The 16,734-nt window shown below is 33.9% G+C and carries 17 protein-coding genes and 2 pseudogenes; 5 read left to right on the top strand and 14 right to left on the bottom strand.

Annotation, left to right across the window (positions count from 1 at the left end; translation table 11 throughout):
• Positions 1-4 precede the first annotated feature (4 nt).
• Entirely contained in the window at positions 5-1,399 is a 1,395-nt protein-coding gene (locus SB717_RS25525) for an MFS transporter (RefSeq protein WP_074679500.1), read from the bottom strand.
• A gap of 200 nt (positions 1,400-1,599) precedes the next feature.
• The gene (locus SB717_RS25520) at positions 1,600-2,661 is read right to left on the bottom strand and encodes an NAD(P)-dependent alcohol dehydrogenase (protein WP_410905292.1); all 1,062 of its coding nucleotides are present in this window, start codon (positions 2,659-2,661) and stop codon (positions 1,600-1,602) included.
• Positions 2,662-2,962: 301 nt separating this feature from the next.
• Here SB717_RS25520 and SB717_RS25515 point away from each other — a divergent pair, with 301 nt between their 5' ends.
• Positions 2,963-5,497, top strand: coding sequence for an NACHT domain-containing protein (locus SB717_RS25515; RefSeq protein WP_410905290.1), 2,535 nt, complete (start codon positions 2,963-2,965; stop codon positions 5,495-5,497).
• 275 nt (positions 5,498-5,772) lie between these two features.
• On the opposite strand, the gene SB717_RS25510 is transcribed toward SB717_RS25515, so the two are convergent.
• Positions 5,773-6,000, bottom strand: a complete 228-nt coding sequence (locus tag SB717_RS25510) for a hypothetical protein (RefSeq protein ID WP_410905288.1) — start codon at positions 5,998-6,000, stop codon at positions 5,773-5,775.
• Between the two features lie 501 nt (positions 6,001-6,501).
• Here SB717_RS25510 and SB717_RS25505 point away from each other — a divergent pair.
• The gene (locus SB717_RS25505) at positions 6,502-6,690 is read left to right on the top strand and encodes a hypothetical protein (RefSeq protein ID WP_410905286.1); all 189 of its coding nucleotides are present in this window, start codon (positions 6,502-6,504) and stop codon (positions 6,688-6,690) included.
• 269 nt (positions 6,691-6,959) lie between these two features.
• Here the strand turns inward: SB717_RS25505 and SB717_RS25500 are convergent, their stop codons facing one another.
• From SB717_RS25500 to SB717_RS25465, 8 genes and pseudogenes are all read right to left on the bottom strand, one after another.
• Positions 6,960-7,445 carry a tetratricopeptide repeat protein gene (locus SB717_RS25500; RefSeq protein WP_074679492.1) on the bottom strand — a complete coding sequence of 162 codons (486 nt, stop codon included), beginning with the start codon at positions 7,443-7,445 and terminating at the stop codon, positions 6,960-6,962.
• Between the two features lie 123 nt (positions 7,446-7,568).
• Positions 7,569-7,862: an RNA polymerase alpha subunit C-terminal domain-containing protein gene (locus SB717_RS25495; RefSeq protein WP_410905284.1), complete on the bottom strand. Its 294-nt coding sequence runs from the start codon at positions 7,860-7,862 to the stop codon at positions 7,569-7,571.
• 168 nt (positions 7,863-8,030) lie between these two features.
• On the bottom strand, positions 8,031-8,738 hold the full coding sequence (locus SB717_RS25490) for a DNA alkylation repair protein (protein WP_410905282.1): 708 nt from the start codon (positions 8,736-8,738) through the stop codon (positions 8,031-8,033).
• Between the two features lie 40 nt (positions 8,739-8,778).
• The gene (locus tag SB717_RS25485) at positions 8,779-9,150 is read right to left on the bottom strand and encodes an iron chaperone (RefSeq protein ID WP_074679486.1); all 372 of its coding nucleotides are present in this window, start codon (positions 9,148-9,150) and stop codon (positions 8,779-8,781) included.
• 141 nt (positions 9,151-9,291) lie between these two features.
• Positions 9,292-9,885: a YdeI/OmpD-associated family protein gene (locus tag SB717_RS25480; RefSeq protein ID WP_029714200.1), complete on the bottom strand. Its 594-nt coding sequence runs from the start codon at positions 9,883-9,885 to the stop codon at positions 9,292-9,294.
• 258 nt (positions 9,886-10,143) lie between these two features.
• Positions 10,144-10,662, bottom strand: a complete 519-nt coding sequence (locus SB717_RS25475) for a MepB family protein (protein WP_410905280.1) — start codon at positions 10,660-10,662, stop codon at positions 10,144-10,146.
• Positions 10,663-10,861: 199 nt separating this feature from the next.
• Positions 10,862-11,242: a hypothetical protein gene (locus tag SB717_RS25470; protein ID WP_410905278.1), complete on the bottom strand. Its 381-nt coding sequence runs from the start codon at positions 11,240-11,242 to the stop codon at positions 10,862-10,864.
• A 47-nt stretch (positions 11,243-11,289) separates the two neighbouring features.
• Positions 11,290-11,558 (bottom strand): annotated as a pseudogene (locus SB717_RS25465) (Y-family DNA polymerase); the annotation flags it as partial.
• A gap of 495 nt (positions 11,559-12,053) precedes the next feature.
• Here SB717_RS25465 and SB717_RS25460 point away from each other — a divergent pair.
• Positions 12,054-12,410, top strand: a complete 357-nt coding sequence (locus tag SB717_RS25460) for a DUF4181 domain-containing protein (RefSeq protein ID WP_410905276.1) — start codon at positions 12,054-12,056, stop codon at positions 12,408-12,410.
• Positions 12,411-12,427: 17 nt separating this feature from the next.
• Positions 12,428-12,784: a DUF4181 domain-containing protein gene (locus SB717_RS25455; protein ID WP_410905274.1), complete on the top strand. Its 357-nt coding sequence runs from the start codon at positions 12,428-12,430 to the stop codon at positions 12,782-12,784.
• A 680-nt stretch (positions 12,785-13,464) separates the two neighbouring features.
• Here the strand turns inward: SB717_RS25455 and SB717_RS25450 are convergent.
• Together SB717_RS25450 and SB717_RS25445 are read right to left on the bottom strand one after the other, a co-directional pair.
• Positions 13,465-14,358 carry a DMT family transporter gene (locus SB717_RS25450; RefSeq protein ID WP_074679482.1) on the bottom strand — a complete coding sequence of 298 codons (894 nt, stop codon included), beginning with the start codon at positions 14,356-14,358 and terminating at the stop codon, positions 13,465-13,467.
• Positions 14,359-14,481: 123 nt separating this feature from the next.
• The gene (locus SB717_RS25445) at positions 14,482-15,021 is read right to left on the bottom strand and encodes a prolyl-tRNA synthetase associated domain-containing protein (protein ID WP_410905271.1); all 540 of its coding nucleotides are present in this window, start codon (positions 15,019-15,021) and stop codon (positions 14,482-14,484) included.
• A 127-nt stretch (positions 15,022-15,148) separates the two neighbouring features.
• On the opposite strand from SB717_RS25445, the gene SB717_RS25440 reads away from it, so the two are divergent.
• Positions 15,149-16,009 (top strand): LysR family transcriptional regulator, encoded by an 861-nt coding sequence (locus SB717_RS25440; protein ID WP_312036136.1) that lies wholly within the window; start codon positions 15,149-15,151, stop codon positions 16,007-16,009.
• A gap of 330 nt (positions 16,010-16,339) precedes the next feature.
• On the opposite strand, the pseudogene SB717_RS25435 reads toward SB717_RS25440, so the two are convergent.
• Positions 16,340-16,734: pseudogene (locus tag SB717_RS25435) on the bottom strand (IS110 family transposase); the annotation flags it as partial.

Below are 16,734 nucleotides of genomic sequence, written 5' to 3'. Positions count from 1 at the left end.
TCATTTACTTAGATTTTTTCTCTAAATCCAAAATCATTTTATTATATGTTTTTTCAGTTAAAGGATAAAAGCAGATTATTAATACAGAAAGTAAAATGAAAATCCCTGGTACTAGAGCATTCATATTTTTTATAGCATTTAAGGAAGCTACGGTTTGTTCTGCATTAGCTACATAGCCTGCTATCCCCAAATAGATGGCTGAGAATGATCCAGCAAGTGCAACCCCTAACTTATTAGTAAAACTCATTAAGGAAATAACAACACCATCTGCTCGAACTCCAGTTTTCCATTCAGCATAATCTACACAATCGGCAACCATCCCCCAAGCTAGTGTGTTTAGTGGAGTGGTAAAGAATCCCGAAGCAAACAGCCAAAATAAAATTAAAGCAATTGAATCAAAAGAAGTAAATTGGAGTCCTATATATGAAATAAGAGATACTGTAGCTGATACAATCATTACACTCTTTCTACCCCATTTATCAGAGAATAAAGGAATAAATAAGTTACTAATTAGCGCAGCTCCAAAAAATAAAACAGTGCCCCAAAATACTAATTCCTTTTGATGAACATTGTAAGTAAAATAGTAAACCATTGTGCTAAGTTTAATATTAAAACCAATAGCAAATGCCAAGAAAGACGAAACTAGTACTAGTAGTGGTTTGTTTTTAAACAAAACAGATAAAGTTACTTTAAGTCCATGTTTTTTACTCTTTTTAGGAGCAATGCGTTCGCGTACTGTAAAGAAGCTAAACAGATTTAAAATGATACTTATAGCAGCATAGACTAGAGCAGTCATCTGAAATCCAAATTCTTGATTTTTGCCTCCAATAGCTGTTACAAGAGGGGTTGCGCATGAAATGGAAAGGAGGATTCCTACATAAACCAATATCATACGAGTAGTTGTTAAAACCGTGCGTTCCTGAACATTATTAGTAATTCGTCCTGTTAAGCTATTAACTGGAATCGTTTGCATACTAAACGTCATCCCTAATAAGATATAGGTAATATACATATATATAATATTTCCAGTTGATCCTAAGTGAGGGTTGGTAAAACATAGGATAGTGAAGAAAGCAAAAGGAAGTGATACCCATAACAAATATGGTCTTGCTTTTCCCCAACGTGTATTAGTTTTATCTAAAATAACTCCCATTATAGGGTCGCAAATAGCATCTAGAACTCGTACTACTAAAAATAGCGTTGCAACAGCTGCAGGATGGATACCTCCGACATCAGTATAATAAAAAAGTAGATAGGCATTAACGAATTGAAAAACAATATTATATGCCATGTCTCCCGATCCATATCCAAACCGTTCTAACCAGGATAACCTAGGAATAGAATTAGGTTTACCTTTACTTTCAGCCTCTAATATTTGTGATTGTTCTGCGTTTAACATAGGTAATACCTCCAGAATGCGTTTTCAAAAATATGTTAAGAAAGCTAGTAGAAAGTCCGTATTATAAACATTTACCTTAAAGAAAAAACAGATGCGGTTTAGTTGCAAATGTCCTATTTTAACTCCGCATCTGAAAATTAAAAGTTCAAGAATCTCGTCATAAATATCAACTAGAAATCTAGCTTTCAAGTATAATGTTTTTATTCGTTTGGATACACTATAATTTTTAAACATTCGTTTTTAAAATTTAGTGCTCTCTCCATCGCTTCACGTGTGTCGGCTAACGGATATCTATCTGTTACAAGATTCTTTGTGTCAATTGCACCAGAAGTAAGAAATTTAATTCCTTTTGGATAAGTGTTGGCATAGCGGAAAATACCGTATATATCAATCTCATTATCAGCAATAAATGGTACATCGAGTGGAATATCGCTTTGAGAAGGTAAACCTACGATTGCTAATTTCCCACCACGACGAATTGAAGATAATGAAGATTGTAATGCTTTTGGATTCCCTGCAGTCTCCCATGCAACATCAACGCCTACGTTTTCAGTAATATTTTTAATTTCATTAAGAGGATCTTGCTCTCTGATATTAATAACGTGAGTTGCCCCCATTCGTTTTGCTGCCTCAAGACGCAATGGTTCTAAGTCTGTTGCTATTATTGTACTTGCTCCAAATGCTTTCGCTGCTGCTACAGCCATTAATCCTACCGGTCCCATTCCCATAATCGCAATCGTTGACCCAGGCTGAAGTTTTGTTCTCGTCGCTGCATGGATACCAACTGAAAAAGGCTCTATTAAGGCAGCATCTTCATAGGAAAGGGAATCCGGGATTAAAAAGACAAAATCCTGACGCATTTTTATATATTGAACAAAGGCACCATCAACTGGTGGTGTTGCTAAGAATTGAACATCTGGACAAAGATTGTACCTTCCCTCTTTGCATGCTTCACAATGTCCACAGGTTACTCCTGGTTCAACGGCTACGCGATCCCCTACTCTAAATCTTTCAACAGCTGATCCAATAGCTACAACCTCACCTGAGCATTCATGTCCAAGGATAAATGGTTTTTCTACTTTGTATTTACCAATTCTACCCTGGGTATAATAATGTAAGTCTGAGCCACAAATTCCTACAGCCATTACTTTAATTAAAACTTCATTTTCATCAATTTGTGGTATAGGCAATGTTTCAATACTGATTTCTCTTGTGCCGTGCATGACAGCTGCTTTCATAATTTTAGGTAAGTTGTTATTCATCAATAATTTTCCTTTCTTTAATAGAAATTCTATATAAACTCACAACATAAAAACTAATATGAATTTATTTTCAACTCATAAATCTCTAATTTACTTGACTGTATCTTAAACATATTTCTATCATTATGTAAGTGCATACATTTTGAAATGTTTTATTACATAGGCTAATTTTACCTGTTAACATCACGTTATCAATAGCTTTTTGTACTGTATAAAAGTACAGTGCTACTGTACTTTTCTTTTTTGTATACAAAAAAGAATATAGCATTAAAATAAAACTAATAGGAGGTGTATAGTTCGTATGGCTGAAATTGAAGATCAGAAGAAATTTGCGGAACTGTTATCTTTGGGTGTTAAAGAACTAAAACTTCACCCTGATTATAAGATTAAAAGAAAAAAAGGCGAAGATAGCTCACTAGGACAATCTTATATAGCTAATATCGCAAATGAACTAGGTGTATCTCCCAATACAATTAAAAGTTGGATAGGTCAGATGGGATTAAAATATATTCCTGGTCGTATTGACGATGGAAAGCTCTTCGGCATCATATGGATAATATTCAAAAAAACGGATATAGATATCAGTTGGTTCTCAAAGCTGATGGAAACAACTTCTATACCCACTCTTAAACCTGCTTTACCAGCTTGGGTGTCTTCGTGTCTGGAAAAGGCAAAAATATTAGGGGCAGACAACTCATTTGGTGCACCCCTTAATAAAGATATTGAGGAAGTAGTAAAAAAAATATTTCATAATAAACTTCAGACTGAAGCTGCTACTCCAAAGGAACATTTTACAATACATAACTTGCCAGCACGCTGGTCAGGAGTTTTTATTGGAAGACACTTTGACCTGGAGGCAATTCGTCAGTGGGTAATTTCCCCTTCTCCATTATGTTTAATTTCCGGATGGGCTGGTATTGGAAAAACAACCCTTGCTCTTGAAGTAGCATATGCGTGTATTCAGAAGAATTATAGGGAAACAGAAAGCCTTAAGATGGATTGGCCAAACCTCAATTCTATAGTATGGTTTAGTGCTGACTGGAAGGGATTAACCTTTAGTGATTTTCTAAATACAATTGCTTACCAACTTGGACGGATAGAGCAAATCAACCGATCCATTGACGAGAAACGTCTTGTGGTTCGCAATGCATTAGCTAATTATGCAAAAGAAAAACCTGTATTACTTGTGATTGATAGCATCGATACAGCTGAAAGTGAAATTTATGAATTTATTACTAATCTTCCACAAGGCGTTAAAGTATTACTCACATCTCGCGAGAATCTACAGCAAAAATATAGAAACAACTTTAGAGATATAATAACCATTCAACTAAAGGGACTGGAAAAGGACGATGCTCTTAACTATCTTTCTTACGAAGTAAAACAACATATGAAAATGTCTAATTCATCGAACAAACAAGAACAAATGAAACAGTTATTAAATAGCCCTCTTGAAACTCGTGAACAACTCATTTCAGCTACTGCTGGAAATCCTAAAGCTATCGCTCTTAGTATAGCTTACATTGCAGATGATGACATTCCTGCTCAGCAACTTATTCAGGAACTAGGAAAAGCCGGTTACTCACTGTTGGAATTATTTGATTTTCTTTTCGGACGCACATGGGAGAAATGTAATGAAGATACTTTACACCTTTGGAAAGTGTTATGCTTTTTCAGCAAACCTCCTGACGAGAAAAGTTGGGCAAAAGCGGCTGGACTAGACGCTCGAAAATTCCATTTTGCTGTTGATCAAATGAAATTATTTGCGCTTATCCAAGGAGAACGTATAGAAGGAAAAATCCATTATCTAGGTCATCAAACCGTAGTAACATATGGTGAACAACGATTGTTAGAAGATAAACAATTTGAAAATGTAGCACGTAAGCGTTGGAGCCAATACTATATCCAATATTTAGACAACTATTTAAAACGGGATCTTCCGGATTCGATTTATTGGAGTTATTTGCTTGGTCGTGATTTAGAGGAAATTAAGAAAGAATGGCCGAATATACTCAAGGTTATAAAATGGGCAAACGAATCCGATCAAAAAGAGCTTTTGATTGAACTGGTATTTCGCATAAGCCATTTTCTAAGTCGAATTAATTTACCGTTAAGGATTAAATATGGAAAAATAGCAGCTGATTATGCAAAACAACTTAGAAAACATACCTATGAGGCATTTTTTAGAATTGATACATTGGGTTGGGCATTGATGGAGGTCAATAACCTAGATGGTTCCCTGCTACAAATAGATTCCGGTCTAAAGACACTAGATCAGTTAAGCTCAGGCAGGTCTGATGTTTACGATTTGAAAGCTTGGGGACTTGCCTTAAAAGCAAGGCTCTTGTTGAAGAAAAATAATCCTAACAAAGCAGAATGTATTCTTGAAGAAGTTAGGGAGATCTTCACTACACCGGTGATTCAACATAGAATTTCATTAGTGCGAGGTGATCTATGTATGGTCTATAAAAATTATGGAGCAGCAATCCGATTATATGAAGAAGCTAATGAAATCAGTTTAATATATGGAGGAGAAAAGACCATTGAAGCTTACTTTAATTTAGGTGTGGCTTATGTCATTTGTGATATGCTTGAGGAAGCAGAAAAATGCTTTAATAGCCTTCTTTATCAGAAAGACAAAGCCAACCAAATTGAATTAATATACTATCACTACGGGATGGCCCAATTGCTATTACGAAAAGGAGAGAATATAGAGGCTTTACAATCTATCCAAGAAGCTATAAACCTTATCGATTCTTGGGGACCAACCATTAGTATTCGAAAAGAAGTAGAAGAATTCAATGAAGTTATTAAACATAATATTAGAGAGAATTAAGTAAAACAGCCACTTGTATGAAACAAGTGGCTGTTTGTTTAAATGTAGTGCTTCAATTAGGTTGAATTTTATCTGGCCTCTTATTTCTTCCAAGTTGATCACTCTTTTCTATTTGGCTTTTATTAGACTAACGCAATTACATCTATATAAAAGGATTATGTTAAAAATACTTTGGTTTCTCCACTAGTTGCATCTGAAAAATTTTAGTTGCTTGAATATCTCTTAAATTTACTCGTGGTTATACTTATAGAATTAGTTACACTCTGATATATAGCTTAATTAATGACTTTAAGAACTTGTTTCAAATAATCCATTTCAGAGGTTATATCATCTATCCTTTGGTTTAACTGACTTACTTTATCAAGAGTACTCCGTGCATCCAATAAATTAATTTCTAACATCAAACGGCTTGCTTCGCTCTCAAGTTCTAGTCTCTTTGCAAATAATACCTCGTGCTTTTTTATAATTTCAGATTTTAAATTCTTACTATTGGTTTCTTTCATACTTCTACCTCACTAACTTGTAATAACAGTATTTTATTGAGCTGTAAATTTCCCTATATAATTTAATAATTACCTACAGGGTAGTTTATGACATAGTTAAAGTTGCCTTTTTCACTTACAGGAAAACCGCATTTACATAAGATAAATAATAAGAACCAATTAAAATAAATCCCTTTATTCAGTTTCCTTGGATGGCGTTCATAAGTTCTTGGTGTTGACATTCAGATACATACTGAGCGCTCAAAAGCTTCTCTAACTGTTAAAAACAAATACAACATTCCAAAATAAGGGAAAATTTAAATCGTTTTGTTTTTTTTGCAGGAAAAGAAAGGACAGTATATAAAGATAACAGTATGCATCAAAAAGTGTTGAGAACATTTTATCATCATTTTCTATCAGCACGAGAGCAATAATTTGAGAAAAGAGCTTATATCAGTCCGTGTCTTAAGTATGCCTATTATATGGAATGGGTTACTTAGTAAATAAGGGAAGGTGATTTATATGTTAGGGGACGAAGATTTAAAAGTAAATTGTATATCAGCTGCTATAGGTTTACTCATCCAACATAATATCATCACTCACCAGGAACTGGACAAACTAACTAAAACGAATTATCACGTTTTTTATCATTTTCTAATGGATAAGCTAATTGAAGAAGAGTTTAGTAAGGATAGAGTGGTACAAACATAAGTGCTTCAACAAAGAAAGAAGCGCAAGATCCAAAGCAAAAATCTCCTCTTTCAAATGTAATTCTTATAGGGCTCCTTACATATTAGACATATATAATATGTAAGGGCTTTCTTGTTCAACAAACGCACCTTATAGTTTAAATGTATTTCTTCACAATCTAATCTATCATTTTAAAAGTCATTTTATCACAGGAAGCCTGCCAGTATTGTTACAAAAAAAGTCCTCTCCTCGTTTCAAGAAAAGAACTTATACTCAGTAAATTTTATAAACTACTTCCAAGTCTGATCCAGTTTATCTGAATAGAAATTTAAGGCTCTTTTATAACTTAGTATTTCATTGTCATTTGTCGTATTTAGTAAGCATTTCAGTATCAGTTCCATCGCTTTGCTATGTTCTTTTAAATTGTATAAGGTCATGGAATAAAACACTTTAATTACATGATTATCGGGGAATAATTCCATGCCTTTTAAAAATATATCTTTTGACTTTTCATATTCCCCTAAGGCTCTATATGTGCTGCCCAACCCCAATACTGCACCTTCCATATCCTTAGAAGGTAACCCTATCTTTATGGCATTTTCGTAAAAAGACACTGCCTTTTCTTCCTCCCCTAATATGTCAAAGCTCCAAGCACATTGATAGTTATATAAAGCATCGTCTGGAAATTCCTTAACTAATTCACTTAGCAACTCGTTAGATTCTTTGTGATTTCCATTCTTTCGTAACGCTAATGCTTTATCTAGTTTGTTATTCATTATCTAAATCTCCAGCCCTTCTTTTTCCCACTACTTATCTCTTAACATCCTTCCATATGCGGAAATTCAGCATAGTCATACACTTTATCCAGATCTATTTCTTGCTTTAACTATCCTTAATGTTTAAATTTTAAAGGCTAACCCATTGGTCTGCAAAGCTGTTCTAAGTTTAGGTAAAGAAGCCGGCCCCATGCCATGAAATTGTAATATCTCTTTTTCACTAAATTTTGATAACTGCTGCAAAGTAGTTATCCCGTTGTTTTCCAACGCTCGTCTTGCTGGTGCTGATAGCATGGAGAGAAATCCATCTTCAGGTTTGTTTTCTTGCTCACAAGTTGGGCAGGTCGGACAGTTACTGCTTTTATAATATTTGTGTCCTTTATGACAAATTCTTAGATTTCCCTTTTGGGTTTTCATTTTTAATCTCTCCTTTTCTCAAGAGTTTTTAAGCTTTTATCCCCTGCCACTTCTTCAATGGATGATTTATAAAGGAATAGAACATCCTGCGTATAGTAAATTTAAATTAATTATCATTAAATGCTTATTAGTCTCGTTTCAGATAGTGTAGCTCCATTACAAATCATGCTAACACCTTACATGTTTACGTTTGAAACCAATCCGTCCTCTATCTATATCCTTTTGAATGTTTTCGGAAGCAAGAAGAATACTACTTTTTTTCTTATCCTTCTTAACTTCGACTGGACCTACTGTCTTTGCCGTTTCAAGGGCCTTTTCATGAAGTGGCAAATACGAAACACCGACTGTATAGATAAAATTATTCATAGCCGATTTCGCTCGATCTGGAGCATCGTGAATCGTATTTTCCACTTGATTAAGCATATCGGCAATCTTACTTTTGCTAAATTCATCGTCAGGACGATTACCTAAAAGCCAGCAGTAACAACTCCAACCTGCCGACATTTTAAGTTCTTCACCGCTTGCCACCCATTTATCAGCAACAACTTGCGCAAAATCGGTTTCTGACAAAGTGACTGCAACTACATAATCGGATAGCATGTAAAAATACGCTTTATCAATCCAACGCTCGAAATCCTCCGGAGTCATCTCTGTAGGGTCTGCAATGATACCAGCAAAATACATAGCATCGTAATTGCCAGACGCATAAAGTTGCTCGGCCAAAGCCTGATTTTTCTTGATTTTCTTTGCAATCGGCTTCATTTTTCCTGTTGCCACTCCAAAAAGTGGATCGTGTGCACCATTGTTTATGTAAGTCTTTTTAATTCGTTCCGTACCGAGCGCTTCAAGTTCTTTGATAACCATTTCAAAGTCCACCGTTCTGTACCCTCCTTCTTCTCCGTTCATAATCTGCTTTTTATTTCCGCCAAAAAGTTGAACAGTCTTTCTTATCTAAGATATTAAACTCAATTATTTTTTTAAGTAATTCATAGTTTACTGGCTCAGTCCATAGAATTCGAAACAGGCCTTTGGTAGCGCTGTATCCAGCCTGGGCGATGTCATGATTAAAGTGCGCAATCCCTATTTCTTCAGGTGAAACGCTCAAATGATGTTTCGCTGAGGCAAAGCCGATGATGAATGTTCCATGATCAGTAAACATTGGCGTATTCCATTTGATTTGCGGTTCCAAATTCGGGAAAGTATGAGCAATCCAAGCCAAAACTTCCTCTGTTCGGTCACGGTGGTCAGGGCTATCTATACGCGCTAAATATTCTGCAAAAACTTCCATAGCATTTTCTCCTCAAATAAATTTTTTTTAATTTACTCTACTTTTATACAAATGGAACACCAGTCAGTTCACTTAACCTTATTTCACTTTTGACTCAAATACATTAACAATTTATATTAGCCATGTTTTAAATAAAGTGTACTAATCATTTAATCCTTTTCCATTAAGAATGTTTGGAATGCATTTTTCAACCCTTGATTCTCGAGTCTTAGATTGTTTGGCAGCAGAAAAATGAAGAATATATGCTCTTTGTCGTCCTGGAGTCAATGTAGTAAAAGCCGTTTTTAAAGCAGGTATTTCATCAAATTTATGCTGTAGCTCTTCAGGAATAATGAGTTCTTCAGGCTTTTTGGATTTGACTTTCAATCCGGCTTTTTCCACCTCAATAGCCTCATAGATATAAGCTTTTAAGACTGCTTCCTTTTCAACTATTTCTTGAACATTGGTAAACCGAATTTGTCGTGCCCCTTGTACATTCTCCGTTTGTTGGATTAGAATACCATGAGAATCTTGTAACAGAGAACCTTTAGGAAACAGCAACGCACAGTATTCTTTAAATCCATGCATTAAAACAATGTTTTTTTTCTCGAACGTGTAACAAGGATTCATCCACTTAAAATCTTCGGTCAACTCACAGTCAAGAACAATCTTTCTCAACGTCTCATATTCTTCTTTCCACTTTTTAGCTTTAGTTAAAAATTCATCAACCTTAGGATTCATTTTGCTATTTGTCATTAAGGAACACTCCTATTCAATTTTTTAATCTGTGGCTCTAGTAATGATATAGTCAACCGTCAATTCATTTAATGGTGTTACTATTCTTCAAATGTAGGAAATGCCCTTCTTCAATCGACTCGATAGTTATTAAAATTATAAACATTTCAAGTAGGTTCGCTCACTATACAAAGCGAACACTGAATGAATCCCGTCTTTGTTGCACATTGGCCTCTCTTATAGTACGTAAGGTACACTTGTTTATTTGTATGTAAGACTTTAATCGTTGGGACTCTCGAAGTATAGCTTTAATAATTTTTGGCGGGGCAAATTGTTCGCATCATTCGTCTCAACAAAATATTCTAACTGCCATTTTTGTGTTTCCATAGCTTGTTTGCTAGTTGGTTTATCCCATATCGGATACACTCTAATTGCCATCTTACCTTTTGCGGTAGCCGTTTTAAGGATTTTTTGTTTTAAAAGAATTTCTTTTGGAAAAATGAATTGTCCAAATCTATTTGTACTAGTAAAGGTATTAATAACCAATAAATCGGTAGCTTTTTCATACGAAAAGGCTTGGTTTTTACGAGCGGCATCTTTTTCCCAAAAAGATACAAACTGCCCTACCTTATTAGGGGTAGTTTTCGCCACCCTAAATCTTATAGATTTTGAATTTAACTGAAAGATACCAGCGCCATAATCCGAATTTTGAGCTTCTTCTCGAATAGCTTTTATAGCGAAGTGATTGGGTTTATAAAAGTTCTCATTTACATAGGTTAGCGCCTCATAAAATTTCATTGTTTTTACCTCTTATGTTTATAGGCTTCTTCAATTAATAGTAAGTGGTTTGTATGTCTCTCCTCGAAATTGCGTCTAAATATCTTAAATATTCCAAAATGTTATAGCGAAGCTATTCTCGTCTTATAACACCTCTTGATCCCTTAAGCATTGCTACCCTCTTAATATAGGTAATGTGCTACATATTAACCTCATTTTTTTACTCTTGTTCGCGATCTCTTTGTATTACTGAAATACTTGGAGGTTCAGTTGAAACCACATCAATTATATGATTTAAAGCATGTATTCCATAGTGTTTAAACGGGCCAGGGTGTATATCGTCAGCTATGGTACCAACTTCAATAAAATCTAGATATCTGGACTTTGAATAAACTGCAAAAGCGCTTCCTTTATACATTTCATACTCATCTATTACAGTAAAACTTTCGTTTCTAACAGAGTATGCAATGTACCAATCAAATGTAAGTCGAATTATAGGAAGTGCGTAATCCACATCAATAGAGGCATACGAAGAAGAAGTATTTTCTCCTGTTATCTCTTCAGCTACATTTCCACTAATTTTGCAACGTTCAATATCCACTATTAACGCGTTATCCTCAGGTTCAAATATAGAGTTTAAATAAATACAGCCTTGATATCTCTCTCCATGGATGGATTCACTACATGGGTATCTTTCCTTTTAGGAATGTCGAAAAAACGACTTCCTATTTTGATCTCTTCTTTCTTTAATAAAGGTGTGGCAGCTAATACAATCGATCCCGACCGTTTGATATCCTTACCACCGCAAGCCTTGTTTTCAACGGATCTAATCCCCATATGAAAGAGGAAACCAAGGCAAAAAACGATTTCATGTCTAGACAAATAATGACTCTGTCTGGTAGCTGCCCATAATCCATTGGAAGTAATCCTTAAACAAAAGAACACTTGTTCTCTTTATTATACAAGAACAAGTGTTCTTTATTCAATATAAACTCTAAAGTTTTCCCGATTATTGCTATCTAATGAGGATAGAAAATATAAATTAACTTTCCGTTTTTCTGTTTTGGTCTTTCTTTTTAATTAAAAAATAGATTCTAATTGCAAAGTACAAAGTATTACCGGAACCCTACAAAAATAAGAGCTCTTGATATACAAGAGCTTGTTAATTTTCCGCATTTTTAATCACAAGGTTATTTTTGTTATTGTATCATTTCCCCTAGGAACATATATTTTAAATTTTTGTAAAACGTAATTTTATTACTTTCGATTGCTACTATACCTCTATTCATGAGTGAGGTCTCCTCTTACTATTCAATAAAACATGTCTTAAGTTATATAATTAACTCCATGAGAAGTGGATTAATTTAATTAAAATGAAAAAAAATGATATTGTTGGATATTAGGAGGTATTTATGTACAAATTTTTGATTTTTATTATAGTAGCGTTTTATATGGCTCATTATGTTGAAAAATACTTAAGGAAAAAGATGCACTTAGAGACCGATCCAGAGATTTACAGAAAAAAAGTAAACAGGTGGCACTCAAGAATAGAAGTTGTACTATACATAATATTTTTATTTTCCCTAAGCTATTATAATCAAGTTCCTATGTGGATTATTTTAGCTGCTTTTTGTATTGTTTATCAGGGATTTAATATATTTATGGACTGGAAATTTGCAAGAGAAACGAAGGAGCACCTTTTAGCCGTTATTTTCTTCTTCTTTTATTTAGCTTCTATAGGAGTTGGCACTTTATTAAATGTATTTTAAATAGGAGTTGAATATTATTGCTAAAAACATTTTTATACCTCTTACTATTATTGTTAGTAGCATCCCTTCTTACAAAGTACCTTGCCGTAAAATTAAATGTTAAAGATGACCGCGACACCGAAAAAAATTACGTGAACAAGTGGCATAAATGGATAGAAAACAGTTTTTATGTTGTTTTTATTATACTCTTTATTGCTTTTGATCAGGTTCCTATGTGGATCATGTTAATTATTTTCTGTTTGTGTTATTTAAGTTTCCGAATCTTTATGGAGTGGAGATATAACAGAGAAACTAGGGAATATTTACTATCATTTAGTCTCCTGATATATTTTTTAATAGCAATTATTATTGGAGCAATATTGAATGTTTTCTAATGGTTTATTTATACATACACAAAGAGCTATGTACGTTATAAAAAGCATACAAAATAAATACACTATAATACATAAGAACAGGTGGAAATAATTTTTATACCTATATTAGTTTTACTAGCTGGTTTGTATCTATTAATCTCGGGAATTTTAATCATCGTAAAAGATAAAAACACAAAAGGAAAGACTAAAAAAACTTTAGTTTTTTTAGCAGTAGCATCCGATATAGTTACCGATCCAGTGTCGTCTTCGGGGTGTCGTCTTCGGGGTTCCGTATTATGCTTGGTGCTGTTTTTATAATAGGTGGATTAATTTTATTATAAGAAATACCTATTGGTATATAACTATGTTTTAAAAAGGTTCATATCGCTTAAATGGTATGAACTTTTTTTATTATCAAGATTAAATTTCCTTTTCGGTGCCAATAATTTTTATTTTAATTTTATTTACCTCTTTTTTTAACAAAAACGTTCGTAAAAGTATATGAATTCCAGAAGACGTTCGTAATCATTTTTTAGAACTTAAGCGAACAATAAAAATGATAGATTTCTTATAAAAATGAAAAGTTCGTAAAGATATACTTTTATGGAATTAATTACCGGAAAATCCCTCAGTATCAACATGAAAAGTTTTTAAATATATATAAAGCAGTAGGAAACTAATACTTCCTACTGCTTCGCATATTATAGGGTCGATACACTCTTACCTCTTTTGGGAAAATTAATCACTTTATTCTCACTTATAAATGTCGATCCTAAAAGAAGTGCGCCACCTATTATTTGAACAATTGTCATATGTTCTCGCAAGATAACTGCAGAAATCAATATGGCTACAAATGGATCTACGTAGCTTAGCATAGCGATACTTTGGCCTTTTAATTTCTCCATACCGGAGAAAAACAACCAAAATCCAACACCAGTGTTCACAATCCCCAGAATTATTATAAAGGGCACGGACGATTTAGATACTTCAAAGACACCGAATCCTTCCGTCAAAAATACATATGGTAAGAGCAGTAAAGCTGTTATTCCAAGTTGGATAATTGTAATCTCTAGCCTACCCATGAGGCGAATAAATTTATTGAGTAACATCAATGCAGCATAACATGCAGCTGCTAGTAATCCAAAAACGATTCCAAGTAAATCTTCTGTTCCAGAGGCACTTACACCATTTCCAACAATCATTAACATACCTATTATCGCTATACCGATACAAATAATTTTTTTGACAGGTAATTGTTCTTTAAGGATAAATGGTGAGAGGATCATGACGAATACAGGTGCAAAATAATAGCCTAGTGTTGCATTAGTGAGCGTTGTATGATCATATGCTTGGTAAAGAAACATCCAATTTCCTCCTAATGCAATACCTGAAAAGAATAAGATACAAGCATTAACTTTTACCAATTTCCATGAAATGGTTCTCTTCCTCATGAGAAAAACAATCATTAAAAATAAACACCCTATTGAACTACTTAGTAAAGCTATTTCACTCGAAGACAAATCAATATACCTTACAATTAAGCCCATTGTACCGAAAATAATCATAGATAAAACAAACTGTATCTTATATTTCACTGCCTTCACCTACTTAACCCATAGGCAATTTGATCAAACGATTTTAGATTATTTAGCTCTATTTTATTTGTCAGCGTAGAAGTTCCAACTTTTATGGCTATTCTATTTTTATATAAATACATATCACACCTCTATAATCGATAGCTTATGGTTTGTATAAGGTAAAAAATCATTCATAATTTGCTCTGTTCGTACTTTCATATATCCGGTTGTTGTTCCATCACTGCATCCATACCATTCTTCATTAGTTACATCTTTATCAAAAACAATTTGTACATTATTATCCTTATCAAATAGTGCACTAAAAACAGTTGCTGCTCCAATTTTTGTTCCTAACATATCTTTCATCAATTCCTCAGGAGCAAACGAGACTCTAGCTATATTTAGGGCACTACTGAAGTCTTTTGAGCGAAAAGGCTTATCTCCTTTAGTGATAAATAGATAGAAAGAAGTTTGCTGTCGATTACATAAAAACAAGGTTTTAACCATTTTCATGTTCAACTTTTTATTAATAAGAGTACAGTCATCCATTGTAATGGCTTCATCTGTATCAACACGTTGAAAAGGAATATTTAATTGTTGTAAAGCAAGATACGTACTTTCTTGTAAAGGTGTGGAGCCTTTTCTTGGAGCCATGGTATAAACCTTACTAATAAAAAACATATTTTTTCATTCCTTTGTTTTGTATATTTAATAAATGTAGATTATCATGGGAAACAGCATTACAAAAGCGAATATTTGTCATAATAAGCATGACAAAAACAGATACAAAGGTTGTGATACTATGGACATGAATATACAAAAATATATTGCTTTTGTTAAAACAGTGGAATTGGGAAGTTTCACAAAAGCAGCAAAGTATTTAAATTATTCTCAGTCTGGCATAAGTAGGATGATTAACGATTTAGAAAAAGAATGGGGAGTAACTCTACTTGAACGAGGCCGATCTGGTTTGCGGTTAACTTCAGACGGATTAAATTTATTTCCAGCTGCTAAAAGACTATTTGCAGAATATCAAAACTTACAACATCAGATAGAAGAAATTAACGGGTTACAATCGGGAGTGATTCGGATTGGCACTTTCTCTAGCGTAGCCACGCATTGGCTTCCAAAAATAATAAAACAATTTAAAACTGATTATCATAATATTGATTTTGAATTACTTTTAGGTGATTACCACGAAATAGAAAAGTGGATTATAGAAGGGCGTGTGGATTTTGGTTTTTTACGACTTCCTACTCTTCCAGAATTGGAAACAACATTTATAGAACAAGATAACCTAATTGTTGTATTGCCTAAAAGCCATCCTCTTGCAGATCTCGAAAAAATTCCAATTGCTGAACTTTCTGAGTCATCTTTTATCTTGTTAGAAAAAGAAGGGAATTCTGATGTGGCTAAACTGCTTAAAAAGTGGAATATTTGTCCCAAAATCAATTTTACGACATGGGATGACTATGCCATTATGGCTATGGTAGAGAGTGGTTTAGGTATTAGTATCTTACCGCAATTGGTTTTACAACGCATTTCTTACGACGTTATCACAAAAGAATTGGAAGTACCTGCTTACCGAAAAATTGGGTTAGCATACAGAGAAAATCAAACTTTATCTCTTGCTAGCAAACAATTTTTAAATTACTTAGAGTATAGATAAAATACTCATTCCTTCTCTAAAGATGCTATATTTTAAAAGACTAGCATATGAATAAAAGGTGCTCTTTTTATGCATCTATGTGGTTGATCCTCCTAATGAGAAGCCCCGTGTATCAAGGGTGTATGAAAAGCTGCATAATAAAGAACCTTTACCCTCATGGAAACCCCTCTACGCCAAGGGGTTTCTTTTCCCATGTGTTCCGGAAAGAGGTATTATGTTAATGTAGTGTAGTGTTTCTCCTCAAAAACGGAAATCCATTTTTGAGGGAATCACTCTTTTTATGTGGAAAAAAATCCTGAATATAATGATTTCAAGCACTTAGATAGATTTTTAGACATCTAGTTCCTCTAACTCAGTTGGTGGACTTTCCCCTATGAATCTTAATGCTTCATCATGAAAAGCATCATCATCAATATTTTCAAGCTTCTTATCGTACATACTTTCCCATGCGATTCCACATGCTTGGGCATGCTTCTTTGAATCATATTCTTGTCCTGTTTTGAGAGTCGTATAAATTAGTTTGGCAATCTTCCCACATAGATGTACGATAGCTTTCTTTTTGTTCATTTCTCGTTCGACTAAGCGATTATAATACATACTAAACACCGTAGGTTGCTTTTTAGTAGCGATCATGATGAGGGCCATTTAAAACAATACCCGACGGGTATCTCGGACACCACTAAACGTTTGACGTGTTCCTTTTACAGAAGTACCAGACTGCTTAT

Source organism: Priestia sp. SIMBA_032 (assembly GCF_046535215.1).
Lineage (GTDB): Bacteria > Bacillota > Bacilli > Bacillales > Bacillaceae_H > Priestia > Priestia aryabhattai.
The sequence above is the reverse complement of the archived record's forward strand: the minus strand, read 5'-3'. Positions and strand labels throughout refer to the sequence as shown.

What these genes read in the sequence shown, in the direction of transcription:
- SB717_RS25495 (WP_410905284.1), bottom strand. Translation starts at nt 7,862, where the DNA reads ATGAAAACCCAAAAGGGAAATCTAAGAATTTGTCATAAAGGACACAAA.
- SB717_RS25505 (WP_410905286.1), top strand. Translation starts at nt 6,502, where the DNA reads ATGTTAGGGGACGAAGATTTAAAAGTAAATTGTATATCAGCTGCTATA.
- SB717_RS25520 (WP_410905292.1), bottom strand. Translation starts at nt 2,661, where the DNA reads ATGAATAACAACTTACCTAAAATTATGAAAGCAGCTGTCATGCACGGC.
- SB717_RS25515 (WP_410905290.1), top strand. Translation starts at nt 2,963, where the DNA reads ATGGCTGAAATTGAAGATCAGAAGAAATTTGCGGAACTGTTATCTTTG.
- SB717_RS25485 (WP_074679486.1), bottom strand. Translation starts at nt 9,150, where the DNA reads ATGGAAGTTTTTGCAGAATATTTAGCGCGTATAGATAGCCCTGACCAC.
- SB717_RS25480 (WP_029714200.1), bottom strand. Translation starts at nt 9,885, where the DNA reads ATGACAAATAGCAAAATGAATCCTAAGGTTGATGAATTTTTAACTAAA.
- SB717_RS25525 (WP_074679500.1), bottom strand. Translation starts at nt 1,399, where the DNA reads ATGTTAAACGCAGAACAATCACAAATATTAGAGGCTGAAAGTAAAGGT.
- SB717_RS25445 (WP_410905271.1), bottom strand. Translation starts at nt 15,021, where the DNA reads ATGTTTTTTATTAGTAAGGTTTATACCATGGCTCCAAGAAAAGGCTCC.
- SB717_RS25500 (WP_074679492.1), bottom strand. Translation starts at nt 7,445, where the DNA reads ATGAATAACAAACTAGATAAAGCATTAGCGTTACGAAAGAATGGAAAT.
- SB717_RS25440 (WP_312036136.1), top strand. Translation starts at nt 15,149, where the DNA reads ATGAATATACAAAAATATATTGCTTTTGTTAAAACAGTGGAATTGGGA.
- SB717_RS25475 (WP_410905280.1), bottom strand. Translation starts at nt 10,662, where the DNA reads ATGAAATTTTATGAGGCGCTAACCTATGTAAATGAGAACTTTTATAAA.
- SB717_RS25510 (WP_410905288.1), bottom strand. Translation starts at nt 6,000, where the DNA reads ATGAAAGAAACCAATAGTAAGAATTTAAAATCTGAAATTATAAAAAAG.
- SB717_RS25460 (WP_410905276.1), top strand. Translation starts at nt 12,054, where the DNA reads ATGTACAAATTTTTGATTTTTATTATAGTAGCGTTTTATATGGCTCAT.